General features: G+C 62.9%; 11 protein-coding genes and 1 tRNA gene. 7 read left to right on the forward strand and 5 right to left on the reverse strand.

The window, feature by feature from the left end; all coding sequences use genetic code 11:
* Positions 1 to 189 precede the first annotated feature (189 nt).
* Complete coding sequence (locus EUC46_RS09255) at positions 190 to 690, forward strand: DUF3145 domain-containing protein (protein WP_128773878.1); 501 nt, start codon at positions 190 to 192, stop codon at positions 688 to 690.
* Between the two features lie 88 nt (positions 691 to 778).
* Here the strand turns inward: EUC46_RS09255 and EUC46_RS09260 are convergent, their stop codons facing one another.
* The 3 genes from EUC46_RS09260 to EUC46_RS09270 form a co-directional block, all read right to left on the reverse strand.
* Positions 779 to 2,038 (reverse strand): beta-ketoacyl-[acyl-carrier-protein] synthase family protein, encoded by a 1,260-nt coding sequence (locus tag EUC46_RS09260; RefSeq protein ID WP_206645950.1) that lies wholly within the window; start codon positions 2,036 to 2,038, stop codon positions 779 to 781.
* A 4-nt stretch (positions 2,039 to 2,042) separates the two neighbouring features.
* The gene (locus EUC46_RS09265; RefSeq protein ID WP_128773880.1) at positions 2,043 to 2,291 is read right to left on the reverse strand and encodes an acyl carrier protein; all 249 of its coding nucleotides are present in this window, start codon (positions 2,289 to 2,291) and stop codon (positions 2,043 to 2,045) included.
* A 175-nt stretch (positions 2,292 to 2,466) separates the two neighbouring features.
* Entirely contained in the window at positions 2,467 to 3,645 is a 1,179-nt protein-coding gene (locus EUC46_RS09270) for a PucR family transcriptional regulator (RefSeq protein WP_128773881.1), read from the reverse strand.
* A 182-nt stretch (positions 3,646 to 3,827) separates the two neighbouring features.
* On the opposite strand from EUC46_RS09270, the gene aspA reads away from it, so the two are divergent.
* Positions 3,828 to 5,291 (forward strand): aspartate ammonia-lyase, encoded by a 1,464-nt coding sequence (gene aspA / locus EUC46_RS09275; RefSeq protein WP_128773892.1) that lies wholly within the window; start codon positions 3,828 to 3,830, stop codon positions 5,289 to 5,291.
* Between the two features lie 94 nt (positions 5,292 to 5,385).
* Here the strand turns inward: aspA and aceE are convergent, their stop codons facing one another.
* A complete protein-coding gene (aceE, locus tag EUC46_RS09280; RefSeq protein ID WP_128773882.1) occupies positions 5,386 to 8,139 on the reverse strand; it encodes a pyruvate dehydrogenase (acetyl-transferring), homodimeric type in 2,754 nt (917 codons plus the stop codon).
* A 353-nt stretch (positions 8,140 to 8,492) separates the two neighbouring features.
* On the opposite strand from aceE, the gene EUC46_RS09285 reads away from it, so the two are divergent.
* The gene (locus tag EUC46_RS09285) at positions 8,493 to 8,897 is read left to right on the forward strand and encodes a DUF3052 domain-containing protein (RefSeq protein ID WP_128773883.1); all 405 of its coding nucleotides are present in this window, start codon (positions 8,493 to 8,495) and stop codon (positions 8,895 to 8,897) included.
* Between the two features lie 327 nt (positions 8,898 to 9,224).
* A tRNA-Val gene (locus tag EUC46_RS09290) sits at positions 9,225 to 9,300 on the forward strand.
* On the opposite strand, the gene EUC46_RS09295 is transcribed toward EUC46_RS09290, so the two are convergent.
* Entirely contained in the window at positions 9,257 to 11,275 is a 2,019-nt protein-coding gene (locus EUC46_RS09295; protein WP_128773893.1) for a recombinase family protein, read from the reverse strand. The two genes, EUC46_RS09290 and EUC46_RS09295, sit on opposite strands and share 44 nt — an antisense overlap.
* A gap of 1,122 nt (positions 11,276 to 12,397) precedes the next feature.
* On the opposite strand from EUC46_RS09295, the gene EUC46_RS09305 reads away from it, so the two are divergent.
* Genes EUC46_RS09305 through EUC46_RS09315 form a run of 3 tightly spaced genes read left to right on the forward strand, consistent with a single transcriptional unit; the run spans position 12,398 to position 14,438 of the window.
* Complete coding sequence (locus tag EUC46_RS09305) at positions 12,398 to 13,045, forward strand: hypothetical protein (protein ID WP_128773884.1); 648 nt, start codon at positions 12,398 to 12,400, stop codon at positions 13,043 to 13,045.
* Between the two features lie 56 nt (positions 13,046 to 13,101).
* The gene (locus EUC46_RS09310) at positions 13,102 to 13,578 is read left to right on the forward strand and encodes an NUDIX hydrolase (protein ID WP_164918797.1); all 477 of its coding nucleotides are present in this window, start codon (positions 13,102 to 13,104) and stop codon (positions 13,576 to 13,578) included.
* Positions 13,575 to 14,438 (forward strand): Rossmann-fold NAD(P)-binding domain-containing protein, encoded by an 864-nt coding sequence (locus EUC46_RS09315; protein WP_128773886.1) that lies wholly within the window; start codon positions 13,575 to 13,577, stop codon positions 14,436 to 14,438. Before EUC46_RS09310 ends, EUC46_RS09315 begins: the two co-directional genes overlap by 4 nt.
* Positions 14,439 to 14,615: the final 177 nt, after the last annotated feature.

Here is a 14,615-nt window from a genome sequence, read left to right on the forward strand (position 1 = left end):
CAGCCGCTTCTCAGGGCGGGAGCAGTTCCGGGCCGGCATGCCCCAACGGCTTCGGCGAGGCGCCTAGACCGCGCCCGGGCCGATGAGCCATAATGCCTGCGCAAGCCGCGTGCATCATGACTGAGCGCCAGGCCGGAACCGAGACCGTTGGGGAAGACGAATCTCGAACCGACCAGGAGGCGATTCATCGTGAACGGTGCCTACACCCGCGGTGTTCTTTTCGTGCACTCAGCACCTCGCGCACTGTGCCCGCACATTGAGTGGGCCGCCGCCGAGGTGCTAGGTGCGCGTGTCCACCTCGACTGGATCGAGCAGCCCGCAGCCCCAGGCATGATGCGGGCTGAGACCAGTTGGGTGGGCCGCACGGGGACCGGCGCCCAACTCACTTCCGCCCTGCGCGGTTGGGCCAACCTGCGCTACGAGGTTACTGAGGAGGCCAGTCCCGGCACGGACGGCGGTCGCTGGTCCCACACCCCCGATCTGGGCATCTTCCACGCCCAGACCGACGTCCACGGCAATGTGGTGGTTCCTGAGGACCGGGTTCGCGCCGCCCTGCGTCACGCCGACGACCCGGTGCGCATGCGACGCGAGCTTAACCTCGCCCTGGGGCAGGCGTGGGACGACGAGCTTGAGCCCTTCCGCTACGCCGGCGCCGGGGCCCCGGTGCGCTGGCTGCACCGCGTCGGCTGAACGCTCCGCCCCCAGGTAGGAGCCCCGCATGGAGCCGCCTCGCCCCGGCAGGTGCTCCACTCCCGGGCGGGGAGTCCACCCGCTGTCCTCAACAGCTTATTCGAGTGAAGACCAGGGCCACATTGTGGCCACCAAAACCGAAGGAGGTACTGACCGCGGCCGGCGCCCCGGCCAGGTCCTGCCCACCGGGGCCCACCACATTGAGCCCCAGCTCCACCACCCGCTCATCGAGGCCACTGGGCAGCAGGGTTGGCGGCGCCCACGAGCAGCCCAGTGCCAGGACCGTGAGTACCGCCTCCAGGCCCCCGGCACCGCCCAACAGATGCCCGGTCGCCGACTTCGTGGCGCTGACAGCGGCCTTGGGGACCACCCGGGCCAGCATCTCGGCCTCAACCACGTCCCCAACGGGGGTGGAGGTGGCGTGAGCGTTGACGTGCGCCACACTGCCCGCCTCAATGCCCGCGCGTCCCAGCGCCATCCGCAGCGCCCGCTCCTGCTCAACCCCTGAGGGCTCAGGGCGGGCGACGTCGTAGGCGTCGGCGCTCACCCCCGCCCCGGCCAGGACGGCCAAGGGCTCAGCGCCCCGGGCCGTGGCGTGCTCGGCAGACTCCAGGATCAAGACGCCGGCCCCCTCGCCCAGGACGAAGCCGTCCCGGTCGGAGGCGAAGGGGCGCGAAGCGGTGGCCGGGTCCTCGTTGCGGCCCGACAGGGCTCGCATGGCGGCGAAGGACGCCACGGTCATGGGGTGCAGGGCGGCATCAGTTCCACCTGCCACGACAATGTCGGCCCGCCCCAAAGCAATAAGGTCGGCCCCTAAGGCAATGGCCTCGGCCCCTGAGGCGCAGGCGGAGACCGGTGCGTGGATGCCTGCGCGCGCGCCCAGTTCAATGCCGACGGTGGCGGCGGGCGCATTGGGCATGAGGGCGGGGACGGCCGTGGGCAGGACGCGGCGGGGTCCCCGCTCGCGCAAGGTGTCCCAGGCCCCCATGACAGAGAGGATCGGCCCCATCCCCGGTGAGATGGACACGGCTAACCGCTCGGCGTCAACCTGCGGGGCCCCAGCCTGCTCCCAGGCCTCGCGGGCGGCGATAAGCGCGCATTGGCTGGCCCGGTCTAGGCGGCGCACCTGCTTGGGAGTCAGCTGCTGGGCGGGGTCGACTGCCAGTGGCGCCCCAATGCGCACTGGGAGGCGGTACTCCTCCACCCAGGCGGCGTCCAGGGTGCGCACGGCGCAGCGACCCTCGCGCAGCGCCGACCAGGTGGAGGCCGCGTCGCCGCCGAGCGGGTTAGTGGTTCCCACCGCGGTGACGACGACGCCGCGCGCCCCTGGAGTCGCCTTACTCGCCACGCGCTCAGGGCCTGGCGGCCACAACCAGGTCGGTCAACGAGCCGACTGTCGGCAAGGCGGGGATGAGGGAGTCCTCCAAGGTGACGCCGAAGCGTTCCTCGACCTGGGTGGCGATGGTCAGCAGCCCCAGGGAGTCAACGTCGAGGTCCTCGGCGAAACGGGTCTCACGGGTGATCTGTTCGACCGGGACGCCGGACTCCTCGGACGTGATCTCGATGATCGCCGCCAAGACATCGGTGGTCTCCTCAGCCATCGTGGCTCTCCTTGTAGCTTGTAGTAGCTTGTAGGTTAGGGCAACGCCGCCCAGGGCGCCGTCGTCGTCAATGACGACGCAGACGACGCATTGTCCCTCACTCGGTCCCCTGCCCCAACTTTTGCCCCAGCTTTGCGCTGTCATCCGGGCCGTCAGGGGCGGCGACGGCCCGCCTCTACTCCTCCTGGCCGGCGGACAGGCGCCCGACAATGATCGCCAAGTGCAGCATGAGTCCGTCGCGGGCATCGGTGGCGTCCCAGCCGACCTGCTCGCTGACCCGGCCCAGACGGTAGCGCACCGTGTTGGCGTGCACGAACAGGGCGCGCGCCGTCGCCTCCAGGGACCCGCCCAGGGCCAGGTAGGTGGCGACTGTCTCCTCAAAGGGGTCCCCCATGGCGTGCAGGGGGGCGTGGACTAGAGCGAGGATCTGCTCGGTGGCGAGTGTGTCCCCGGCCAGGAGGCGCTCGGGCAGGAGCTCGTCGGCACGCACTGGATTGGGCGCCTCCACCCAGCCCGGCAGGGCGCGCAGCCCGGCCAAGGCCGAGCGCAGGGACTTGCCCGCCTGGGCCACGCTCGAAGTGACTGGCCCCACCACTGTCGGGCCCTCAATGATCTTGGCGACTTTGAGGGCCGCCCGGTCCAGGGCGCGCTCAGGGGTGTCTCCGGCGACGTCGTCGGCCCTGACCCCGCCCAGGATGATCATGACCGAATCCCCGCGCACCGAGACCAGGCAGTCCTCGGCGAGGAGCCGGCATTCGTGGCGCAGGCGGGAGGTGCCCAGGGCGTCGAGGGCGGTGTGGGCGGCAATGGCGATGACCGGTCCGCTCCCGTGCCAACCGGCGGTGCCGGCGCGGGTGGCGGCGTCCTCGGGGGAGTCGTGGAGCATGGCATCCACAGCCACGGACTCCAGGCGCGCGTCCCAGGCGCCACGGGCTTCAGCGGCCCGGGCGTAGACCTCGGCGGCGGCGAAACCAACATCACGTCCAAAAGTGAGGGCGTGGATGCGCGTGGCCACGTGGTCTGCGGCAGGGACCGCCTGGGGCGCCTCCTCAACGACGACGTCGAGCACGGTGCGCACCAGGGTCAGGGTCTGCTCCAGGGAAATGGTGCCGGTCAGGGCCGCCGGCGCCACCGAGAAGACCTGGGAGGGGTGCGAGGCGGCCTCCGGCGAGGAGGCGGAGTCGACGAACATGGTCACGCCCAGGCGCGCCACGGAGTCAATCTGCTCACGAGAGGCCTCCGGGAGGGTCCGGTACCAGGGGTGGGCGGTGCTGATGCGGTCCAGCGAGTGCTCAATAATCATGTTCTGCGCCTGCCGGAGGGCGGCGACCGCTGGGGTACTCAGCTCGTCCATGCACGGATGGTACCTGTGCGTGCCAGCGTGACGCTCGGTCAGCGGCCGGGGTGCATGGAACGTGGTTCGGGAGGACGGCGATGAAACGTGCCGGTAATATGAAATGGCATATTGAGCGCAGTTCCCGGGCATCGTGATCCGTGCTGGGGGAGGCGATCCGGCCACGGGGAGGAGCAAGGATGATGACGGCGGCCACTCGCACAGAAGAGGACCTGTTGGGGGCGCGTAAGGTCCCACTGGAGGCGTATTGGGGCATCCACACCCTGCGCGCCATGGAGAACTTCCGCATTTCCGGTCACGTGATCAGCGAGGAGCCGGACTTCGTGCGCGGCATGGTGCAGGTCAAGAAGGCCTCCGCGCTGGCCAACGCCGAGCTGGGCACCCTCGCCCCGGAGATCTCCGACGCCATTGTGTGGGCCTGCGACCAGATCCTGGACGAGAAGCGCTGCCTGGACCAGTTCCCCATTGACCAGTTCCAAGGCGGGGCGGGCACGAGCGTCAATATGAACACCAACGAGGTGGTTGCCAACCTCGCCCTCGAGCGCTTGGGCTACGCCAAGGGCCGCTACGACATCGTCAACCCCAACGACCACGTCAACAAGTCCCAGTCGACCAACGACGCCTACCCCACCGGCTTCCGCCTGGGCCTCTACCAGGCGATCAACGGCGTCGAGGTCGAGCTGTGCGATCTCATTGACACCTTCCTGGGCAAGTCCAAGGAGTTCGCCGAGGTGATCAAGATGGGGCGCACCCAGCTTCAGGACGCCGTGCCCATGAGCCTGGGCCAGGAGTTCAAGGCCTTTGCGGTGCTCCTGGACGAGGAGATTCCCCGCCTCATGCACAACAGCGCCCTGCTGCTGGAGGTCAACCTGGGGGCAACGGCGATCGGCACCGGACTCAATACGCCCCCGGGGTATCAGGAGGCGGTGGTGCGCCACCTGTGCGCCATCACCGGACTGCCGATCGTGGGCGCGCAGAACCTCCTGGAGGCCACCAGCGACACCGGCGCCTACGTCTCCATGCACGCCACACTCAAGCGCCTCGCAGTCAAACTCTCCAAGATCTGCAACGACCTGCGCCTGCTCTCCTCGGGCCCACGCGCGGGACTGGGGGAGATTCGCCTGCCGGAGCGGCAGGCCGGCTCCTCCATCATGCCCGCCAAGGTCAACCCCGTGATCCCCGAGGTGGTCAACCAGGTCTGCTTCAAGGTGATAGGCAACGACGTCGCCATCACCTTCGCCGCCGAGGCCGGTCAGCTCCAGCTCAATGTCATGGAGCCACTGATTGGGCAGGCCATCTTCGAGTCCATCCACCTGCTCACCCACGCCATGAGGGCCCTGCGCGAACTGTGCATCACCGGGATCGAGGCCAATGAGGCGGTGTGCCGCCGCTACGTCCTGGAGTCCATTGGCATTGTCACCTACCTTAATGAGGTCATCGGCCACCACAACGGCGACCTGGTGGGCCGCGAATGCGCCCGCTCCGGCCGCAACGTGCGCGAGGTGGTCCTGGAGATGGGGCTGCTCGACGAGGATGTGCTTGACGAGCTTCTCAGCCCGGAGAACCTGCTGCGCCCCCGGTACCGTGACATGAATGTCTACTCCGGTTCTGACCCCTCGGTCCAGGCCGTTGCGGAGAAGGCCTGAACCCACCGGCCGGCCCCGACGGTGCTACCGTCCGGGGCCGGTAGCACCGGGGCGCGGGGGCGGCAACCGGCCGGGGTGCCGGTGAGCGGACGGCTCAGGCGTCGCCCCCCTGGGCTCCGGAGGAGCCGGCGTTGACGTTGCGCAGGTCGTAGCGCTCAATGGCCTGGCGCAGCACGGAGCGGTCGACCTGGCCCTGGTCGGCCAGGGCCGTCAAGGCCTTGACCACCACGGACTGGGCGTCAATGAGATAGTGGCGGCGGGCCGCGGCGCGCGTGTCGGAGAAGCCGAAGCCGTCGGCCCCCAACGTGCGGTAGTCGCCGGGCACCCAGGCGCGGATTTGGTCGGGGACCAGGTGGTCATAGTCGCTGGTGGCGATAAAGGGCCCCTGGGCGCCGGAGAGCTTCGCAGTCAGGTAGGGCACACGGGGTTCGGCGTCGGGGTGGAGGAAGTTCTGCTTCTCCGCCTCCAGGGCTTCACGGCGCAACTCGTTCCAGCTGGTGACCGACCACACCGAGGCGCGCACACCCCAGTCCTCGGCCAGGATGCGACGGGCGTCAAGCACCCAGGGCACGCCTACGCCCGAAGCCAGGAGCTGGACCTCAGGACCGTCGGCCTCCGGCGGCCCCTGGAGCCTGTGAATGCCCTTAACGATGCCCTCAACATCAACGCCCTGCGGCTCTGCCGGCTGAATCATGGGCTCGTTGTAGACCGTCAAGTAGTACATGACGTCGCGGTTGCGCCCGGTATCCGGCCCATACCAGCGCTCCAGGCCGTCGCGCACAATGTGGCGGATCTCGTAGGCGTAGGCGGGGTCGTAGGTGATGACGGCCTCGTTGGTGCCCGAGATGAGCGGGGAGTGGCCATCCATGTGCTGGGTGCCCTCACCAGTCAGGGTGGTGCGCCCCGCGGTGGCCCCAATGATGAAGCCGCGGGTCAGCTGGTCCCCGGCGGCCCAGAACTGGTCGGCGGTGCGCTGGAAGCCGAACATGGAGTAGAAGATGTAAACGGGCACCATGGGCTCGCCGTGCGTGGCGTAGCTGGTACCGGCGACCTGGAACACGGCGGCTGAGCCGGCCTCGTTAATGCCGGTGTGCATGATCCGCCCAGAGGTGGACTCGCGATAGGACAGCATCATCTCGGCGTCCACCGGCGTGTAGTTCTGCCCCAAGGTGTTAAAGATCTTGGCCGAGGGGAAGATGGAGTCCAGGCCGAAGGTGCGGGCCTCGTCGGGGATAATCGGCACGATCCGGCGCCCAAGCTCCTTGTCCTTTAAGAGCTCCTTGAGCAGGCGCACGAAGGCCATGGTGGTGGCCACCGCCTGCTTGCCCGAGCCGTGCTTGAGGACGTCGAAGACCTTGTCCCCCGGTAGGGTCAGCTGCTTTCCGTGGTCGCGCCGCTCGGGCACGAAGCCCCCCAGTTGGCGACGGCGCTCCAGCATGTAGAGCAGGGCGGGGTCGTCGGGCGCGGGCCGGTAGTAGGGCGGGCGCTTAGGGTCGGCTTCCAACTCGGCGTCAGAGATGGGGATGTGAAGGCGGTCGCGCAGGCCCTTGAGGTCGTCCAGGGCCAATTTCTTCATCTGGTGGGTGGCATTGCGGCCCGCGAAGTGGGAGCCCAGAATGTAGCCCTTGACGGTGTGGGCCAGGATGACGGTGGGCTGGCCCTTGTGCTCCATGGCCGCCTTGTAGGCGGCGTAGACCTTGCGATAGTCGTTGCCGCCGCGCTGGAGGGCCCAGATCTCGTCGTCGGTCCAGTCCTTGACCAGCGCGGCGGTGCGCGGATCACGGCCGAAGAAGTGCTTGCGCACATAGGCGCCGTCGTTGGCCTTGAAGGTCTGGTAGTCCCCGTCAAGGGTCTCCATCATGAGGTGCTCCAGGGCGTGGTCCTTGTCTGCTGCGAGAAGCTGGTCCCAGCCTCGGCCCCAGATCACCTTAATGACATTCCAGCCGGCGCCTTTGAAGAAGGCCTCAAGCTCCTGGATGATCTTGCCGTTGCCGCGCACCGGGCCGTCGAGGCGCTGCAGATTGCAGTTGATCACGAAGGTGAGGTTGTCCAGGTTCTGCTGGCCGGCGAGCTGGAGCATGCCCCGGGACTCGGGCTCGTCCATCTCACCGTCGCCCAGGAATGCCCAGGTGTGCTGCCGGCTGGTGTCCTTGATGCCCGATCCGGACAGGTACTTGTCGAACCAGGCCTGGTAGATGGCTTCGGCCGGGCCCAGGCCCATGGACACGGTGGGGAACTCCCAGAAATCCTCCATGCGTCGCGGGTGGGGGTAGGAGGGGATGCCGCGGCCGCCGGCAGGGCGGGAGGCCTCCTGACGGAAGCCGTCGAGGTCGGCCTCGCTCAGGCGCCCTTCGAGGAAGGCGCGCGCGTAGTTGCCGGGGGCGGCGTGGCCCTGGAAGAAGACGTGGTCGCCGCCGCCGGGGTGGTCCTTGCCGCGGAAGAAGTGGTTGAGGCCGACCTCGTAGAGGGTGGCGACCGAGGCGTAGGAGGAGATGTGCCCGCCCACCCCGATGCCCGGGCGCTGGGCGCGAGTGACCATGACGGCTGCATTCCAGCGGTTCCAACGCCTGTAGGTGCGTTCGGCGGTCTCATCGCCGGGGAAGTAGGGCTCGTCGGCGACATCAATGGTGTTGATGTAGGCGGTGGTTGTTTGGGCGGGGACGGTGACGTTCTTCTGACGGGCCTCGGCCAACATCGACAGGAGGATGTAGCGGGCGCGGGGGGCGCCCTTATCCGCGATGAGGGCGTCAAGGGACTCGCGCCACTCGCGAGTCTCCTCAGGGTCGTTGTCTGTGACCTTGGTCAGGAGGCCGTCGATGAGCGGCGTGGAGTCGCTGGTGGGGCTCACGGGTTCCTCTTTCCTCGCGTCTGTGCAGCGGGGCGGCGACCGGATTGGGCGACGACAGCTGTCCACGGCCGTCCACGGCGGGGCGGTCCTCCGCTGGGTCCGCATGTCATTGAGTCTCAATCTACGGCCTTAGGAGCATGTGGGCCCAGGAGAACCGGGAAGAAAGTCCTATGTCACGTGTGAGGTAAGGCACCGGTCGCGTGTGCTCAGGGGCCGTGGAGAAGTACAGACAGCGGATGATCGCGCGTGTGCGCTTGCGCGCGACGGTCTCAGTGAGGTGGGCTAGATGCTGTGCGCCCCACCGGAGGGCGCACAGCATTGGGCCCAGGGCCCGGAAGGACGGTGTGAACACAGTGGCGAGCACAGTGGGTGGAGCCTTCGGCTTCGCCTCCGGCCTCATCATCCAAGAGTTCGGGTACGACGACGACGTCGACGAAACCCTGCGCGAGGCCGCCGCGACCGAGACCGGCACTGAGCTGGTTGATGAGGACTATGAGGACGTCGCGGACTCCGCCATCGTGTGGTGGCGCTCCGACGACGGCGATATTGACGACCTGACTGATCTCCTCGTGGACGCCCAGGCTAACCTCGATGGTGACGGGCTCATCTGGGTACTGACCCCCAAGGCCCGCACCACCGGGGCGATCCCCGCCGCTGACGTGGAGGAGGCGGCCAAGACCGCCGGCATGCACGCCACCAGCGCCGCCTCCATGGGGCCGCGCTGGAGCGGAATCCGAGTCTCCAGCAGGAGGCGTTGAGCCTCGACCCACTTGCTCCCCTTAATCCTCCTCGCCTCGTCACGGGTGGGGTGCGTCGGCGTCTGTCCGATCGGTCGTCAATTAGCGGCCTGAGGCGCGACGCTGGACGCGACCGCATGCGCTGGCCGGTGCGTTGCACAACGCATAACGCATCGCCGGCCGCGCATCTGGCGGCGAGATGGAGCGGGCTCGGAGCGTCCCCTGGCGGTTGGGGGCAATGTGGCCCGTGGACTTGCTCGCCGGAGCGAGAACGTGGAAACTCAAGCCCTGGGCCTTGTGGGTGAGGCGGCCACAGCGGCTCGCAACGACCACAAGGAAAGACCAGAAGGACTCGTAGCTCAGCTGGTAGAGCAACGCGCTTACACCGCGTCGGTCGTCGGTTCAAGTCCGGCCGGGTCCACCACCAGCTCCGTATACGAACCCTTGGCCTGAGTAACAGGGGCAGGAGCCAAATCACTACCTGAATTGCATCGACGGCGCCCGTCCACATTGTGGACGGGCGTTTTGGTTGTGGGTGCTTCGCAGTCTGCCGTCTGGCTGGGCACTGCGCCCATCGCCGCCTGCTGCGCTGCCCGCCTCAACTGCTGACTGCAGAGCTGGTCGAAGGGTGAGGCCAGCTCTCCAGTGACGGCGGTGTGGCTCGCGGGGTCGATGATGGAGATGGTGCCGCGGTGCACCGTATGCACCAAGCCTAGCTGCGCTTCACCGTCGCCACCCTCAGATATTGAGCCGCCCGACTGGCCGCCAGCACTCTCATCGCGAGAAGAGGTCGCGCTCTTCGCCGTCTTCTCGCCACCCTGCGCAGCGGTCATCCTCTCGCCAGTCTCAGTCCCACCAGCGCCCCTTCGTCGCCCCGCCTTCAGACTAGTCTGCAGCGCCGGTGGTGGGATGATGGTGCGGCCATCCTCGTCTACTGCCGGATTAACCAAGATGCGCTCGAAGAAGACCTGGTTGAGCATTTTCTTCAGGGCGGCCGGTACTGCTTCGTACAGCCGTGAGCAGTCCTCCAGGAGGTCGAGCGCCTGGGTGAGGTGCTGCTCCACCAGGGCTGCATCGGCCGTGTAGCCGTCCAGCTCGCGTTGGATGGCAAGGATGCCGCTGGTCAGCTGGTCTTGCTCCTTCTTGAGTAGGTCGAGGGGAATGGCTCCGGCGTAGTGGGCTTCGAGCAGCTTATGGCGCTGGTCTTCCAGCTGTTGCTGCCGCGTGGTCAGGCGCTGGATGTCTTGCTGGCGGTTGGCCTGGATGTGTGCGAACTCCGCGCGCAGATAGTGCTCTATCTCGCGGCGGTCATCGCTACTGAGCCGTATCTGCTGGTAGAGCTCGGCCACGCGGGCTTCCACCTCGTCGATGAGCACTGCCTTGAAGGTGCAGTCGTGCACCCGATGGCGCCGGGCACAGACGAAGTAGTGGTAGGTGCCGCTGGCGCGCGAGGTGGCGTGCTGCACCAGCAGGCGGGCACCGCACAGGCCGCAGACGATGGTGCTCTTGAGATGATGATTGTGCATGCGCTGCCGCTCGCCGTTGGTATGAGCGGTCAGGATGTCTTGCACCGTCTGCCAGGTGGCGGCGTCCACGAGAGGCTCGTGCGCCCCGGCGTACTCGACGCCTTGGAAGGAGATAACGCTCTTGTAGTAGGGGTTTCGCAGCAGCGTCTGTAAGAGTCTGACCGAAACAGGGTTGGTCGGTTTGCGGGCAGTTGGCGGGATGCTCAGGCCGAGGGTGTTGAGATGCTCCGCCAGCTGCCGCACCGTCCAGTTACCTGTTGCATACTCAGTGAAGGCCAGCCGGACCAGCGGTGCGCGCTCGTCATCCAGGGCGACCGTCCGGACCTCCCGCCCGTTCTCGTCCCTGGCGCGCACGTTCACATACCCCAGCGGTGCCTTGCCCAGCGTCCCGCCGTTTCTGGCTTTCTCGCCCATCCCCTTAATGACCTCGTTGGCCAGGTTGCGACTGTAGAACTCGGCAATGCTGCTCATAATGCCGTGCAGCAGCATGCCGCCAGGCGTCTGGTCGATGTTCTCCGACGTCGATACCAGCCGGACGCCGGCTTCCTCGAAGGCCCGGTTGATCTCCACGTCGTCGGCGCGGTTTCTTGCTAGTCGGTCGAGCTTGTGGACGATGACGTAGTCGATGCCACCATCTTCCTTAAGGTACGCCAGCATCTTCTGCAGCTCAGGCCGGTTAGCGGAGCGGGCCGACTCACCCCGGTCAGCGAACTCCTTAACCACCAGCGCACCCATCGACTGGGCCTTGCGCTTATTCGCTTCACGCTGAGCGGGAAGGGAGAAGCCCTCCTCACTGCCGCCACGCTGGGCCTGCTCGCGGGTGGAGACACGGATGTAGGAGACGGCCCGCTTGGGGGTGAGCTGAGCGGCCATAGCCGCAAACGGGTCAGCTCCGACTGCCGCTGCACCGCCTTGTGTTGATCCTGCTTCCATACACGCATCCTCCTTTCGCATATCCATTTGTCCAGACATACCAGCCACCATGGCCGGTGTCTCTTTCCATTGACGCTCAGAATGCACGAGAAGTCCAGTGCGAAGTACGGCGAAATGGAACCGACCACAGATAGGAGAGGAGGCAGCACGGGCTGCGAAGTTCGCCAGGCAGGTGGTGCAGCGCTGACGCCCCAGCCGGCTCCATCACCTGCCTGAGCAGAGGCGAAGCAACCGGAGGACAGTGGCCACCCCTGACGGCGTGGGTAGTGGAGGAGGGAGCCCAGCAGGGGCTATCAGTCGCCGCCACAAAGCAGCGCCAAACCGCTAGATTGCGCGGGAAAGTGGGAGTGCTTAAGTGCAGCGATGCGTCTGGCGAAGCGTCCACCGATGCGTCGCCGCGGTTCGATGATTCGCTGGCCAGCCGGGCCTTCCACGTTCGCTCATTGCTGGCCACCATCCAGGTGCGCTTCATCGGGGAGGTGCCAGCCAGCATCTGGCAGTTCACTAGCGCTAGTCCCTTCGCTCGCCCCCAAGCGGCCAACCAGTACAACCGCACGCACCTCGATGCCCAGCAGACAGCCACCCTCACCCAGCGCGATGTCCACGGTGGATTGTTTGGCGGGTTTGGGTGGGAGTGGTGAGGAGCGAGCGTCTCACCAAGTGAGACAGCCAGACGTCAGTGGAGCGAACTCATGTTGGAGGCATCCTCAAACATCGCCTGGTAACGATGGCCAACCGAGCGACCAGAAAGTACATAGCCCGCAATGACAACATAGCAATATCCTTGACAGGACAGTGGGCGACACTGTTAGCAGAAGCCGAGAATCGCCAGGAATACCTTGTGAAGTTGCCAGCCAGTTGGCAGGCTACGTCACGAACACATCACCGATGCCTTTCGTGATGCGCTTGTCCCAGTCTCCCTGTGACTCAATTCGAGGTGAAACCAATGATGGTTAACAACGCGATCGTTTTGGCAAGCGAACGAACACCCTCTTTAACTCGACATACTCGATTTAACAACCGCTTCTGATTACGACATCGCCGACCGTTTAAGGTGTCTAGATGAACATAAAAAGCATTCTAAATTGCTTAACTGATCAAACTAGCTCTGCTTCACAACCGAATGTGGCGAGATTAGACCTCACCGAAAATGAACTTGTTTCGAAAACGTACATCGCCAACTTCATTTTTGACCAGATAAAGCTACAACAAGAAGTTCGTGATCGCTGGTTTGGATACTGCTTGAGTACTAACGCTGCTACCGCTGCCATGTCTGCGACTCTAGCGAACACCTCAATAGTTTCCCCATCTTTCCGTATTGTAGCAGCAGCTATTCCTCTGGGTATTAACTCAGTTCTCGGACAGTTGTACTACGAATTATATCTTCGACAGCGAAGAAATTATATGAAACACTACAGCATACTTAATTTTATCCAGGAGGACATAATATCAAGCATGATGTCCAGAAAGCAATATAGTCAGTTCTATACCAACGCTGAACCGTTCGCTAATCAACTTCATGGAGCAGACTATTTTTCCCTACAAATTCAGGCAACTTTAACTTCCTCTTATGCGGCAATATCTACCGGGCTACTTTTGTTAGAAACGCTATCCCACCATGTCGGCATATCGGTTATTGCTGCTCTATTTATTGGAGTATTCATCTTCGTGATGTTACAATTACGGAGAAGAAAGGTGTATTGGCGATGAATCAACGAAACAAGTTTAAAATAGTGTCGAGTGAAACTGTATATTCAAATCCGTGGATGAGCGTTTCAGAATTAAAAATTACTAGAAATGGGCGACCAGGAATATATGGAGTAGTACACAGACGAGACTCGGTATCCGTGATAGTGAGAGACAATAAGCAACGAGTGCTCTTTTTAAAGCAGTATAGGTTCCCAACTAACAGGATTTCATGGGAGTTACCCATGGGAGGTATTGACGACGACGAATCTCCTGTTAATGCGGCCACCAGAGAACTGCGTGAAGAAACAGGCGTAGATGGTGTAGAATTGAACTATTTGGGAGTGTTCTACCCTGTCCCCGGGTTAACTTCACAAAAAGTATATGTATTCGCTGCAGAAGCGACAGAATCTCAACTGGATGGAAATCTAAATGATGTGGATGAAATCATCGATCGTCAATTTGTACACTATTCAAAAATAAGTGACTGGATACAATCCCAACGTATTACCGATGGATTCACAATTTGCAGTATTACGATCGCGAGCTTGTTATGAAAATTGTTGTTGTTGGCTGTGGAAAAGTGGGTTTTTCTCATCTCATTTGGCTCAAAGCGCAGGGACACCAGGTTATTGGCGTCGATAGCGATAATTCGGCATGTCAACGAATACAGTCCGACCTTGGTGAAAACTGTGGGATGTCTCAAATAGTAGACTTGCCTCATGACGTGGACGCTATTCATATTTGCGTACCAACTGAGCCTTCTATTGATGGGTCGTGCGATCTGTCTATCTTCGAAAAAGTAATCAACGATATCTCTAATCGTGATTGGAATAAGTATCCGATAGTTGTTCAAAGGTCAACTTGTCCTGTTGGAACTGCGGATCGGTTGGCGCGAATCATTCCCGATTTCCCATATGCCGTAAACCCCTCCTTCTTAAGAAAAGCCTCTATCGACGAAGATAATAGGCACCCTGAAAGAATTGCAATAGGAGGCGAGGGTGAAGCTGCACAGCATTTACTTGACATATATTCAAACTCCGATGCTCCAAAGTTTATAACCAACAACCGCTCCAGTGTTGAACTATTAAAGTATGTTGAGAACGCTTTAGATTCAATCTTAATTTCGTTCTGGAACGAGATTCTTATCTATTCAAAACACCTAGGAATTATGGTCGATGATTTTATTCGATTATTAGAGAACATTCAGGATCGACCAAAATTTAGGACAGTTTCGCGAGTTCCTGGTCGCGCTTATGGGATGTGGTGTTTACCCAAGGATATACAAGCGTTAATACAAGAAATGACTCGATTAAGATGTCCGGTAGGAGTGCTGTCGGGAACTAGTATGGCCGAAATGAAACAAAACCGTATTCTGTGGTTTAGTAGTCTGGAAATCATGTGCCACCCCCTGTAGAATACCTGCATGCAAGTGGATGTGACGCAGAAGGAACACGATGTTCTTTCGAGGTGGAAGAAGCGCAGTGACACTCTTGTTCTAGTGAGGCTGAAGGCGGAGGCGGTTCTTTATGCTTCGCACGGCGTTGACGTGGACATCATCGCGAAGATGGTTGACCGCACCGGAAGAACCGTG

The organism is Actinomyces oricola (genome assembly GCF_004104015.1).
In the GTDB taxonomy this organism is placed as follows: domain Bacteria; phylum Actinomycetota; class Actinomycetes; order Actinomycetales; family Actinomycetaceae; genus Actinomyces; species Actinomyces oricola.

Excerpts from the sequence above, each read along its gene's own strand:
- EUC46_RS09265 (WP_128773880.1), bottom strand. The coding sequence starts at position 2,291 with ATGGCTGAGGAGACCACCGATGTCTTGGCGGCGATCATCGAGATCACG.
- EUC46_RS09270 (WP_128773881.1), bottom strand. The coding sequence starts at position 3,645 with ATGGACGAGCTGAGTACCCCAGCGGTCGCCGCCCTCCGGCAGGCGCAG.
- aspA (WP_128773892.1), top strand. The coding sequence starts at position 3,828 with ATGACGGCGGCCACTCGCACAGAAGAGGACCTGTTGGGGGCGCGTAAG.
- EUC46_RS09295 (WP_128773893.1), bottom strand. The coding sequence starts at position 11,275 with ATGGCCGCTCAGCTCACCCCCAAGCGGGCCGTCTCCTACATCCGTGTC.
- EUC46_RS09305 (WP_128773884.1), top strand. The coding sequence starts at position 12,398 with ATGAACATAAAAAGCATTCTAAATTGCTTAACTGATCAAACTAGCTCT.
- EUC46_RS09310 (WP_164918797.1), top strand. The coding sequence starts at position 13,102 with ATGAGCGTTTCAGAATTAAAAATTACTAGAAATGGGCGACCAGGAATA.
- EUC46_RS09315 (WP_128773886.1), top strand. The coding sequence starts at position 13,575 with ATGAAAATTGTTGTTGTTGGCTGTGGAAAAGTGGGTTTTTCTCATCTC.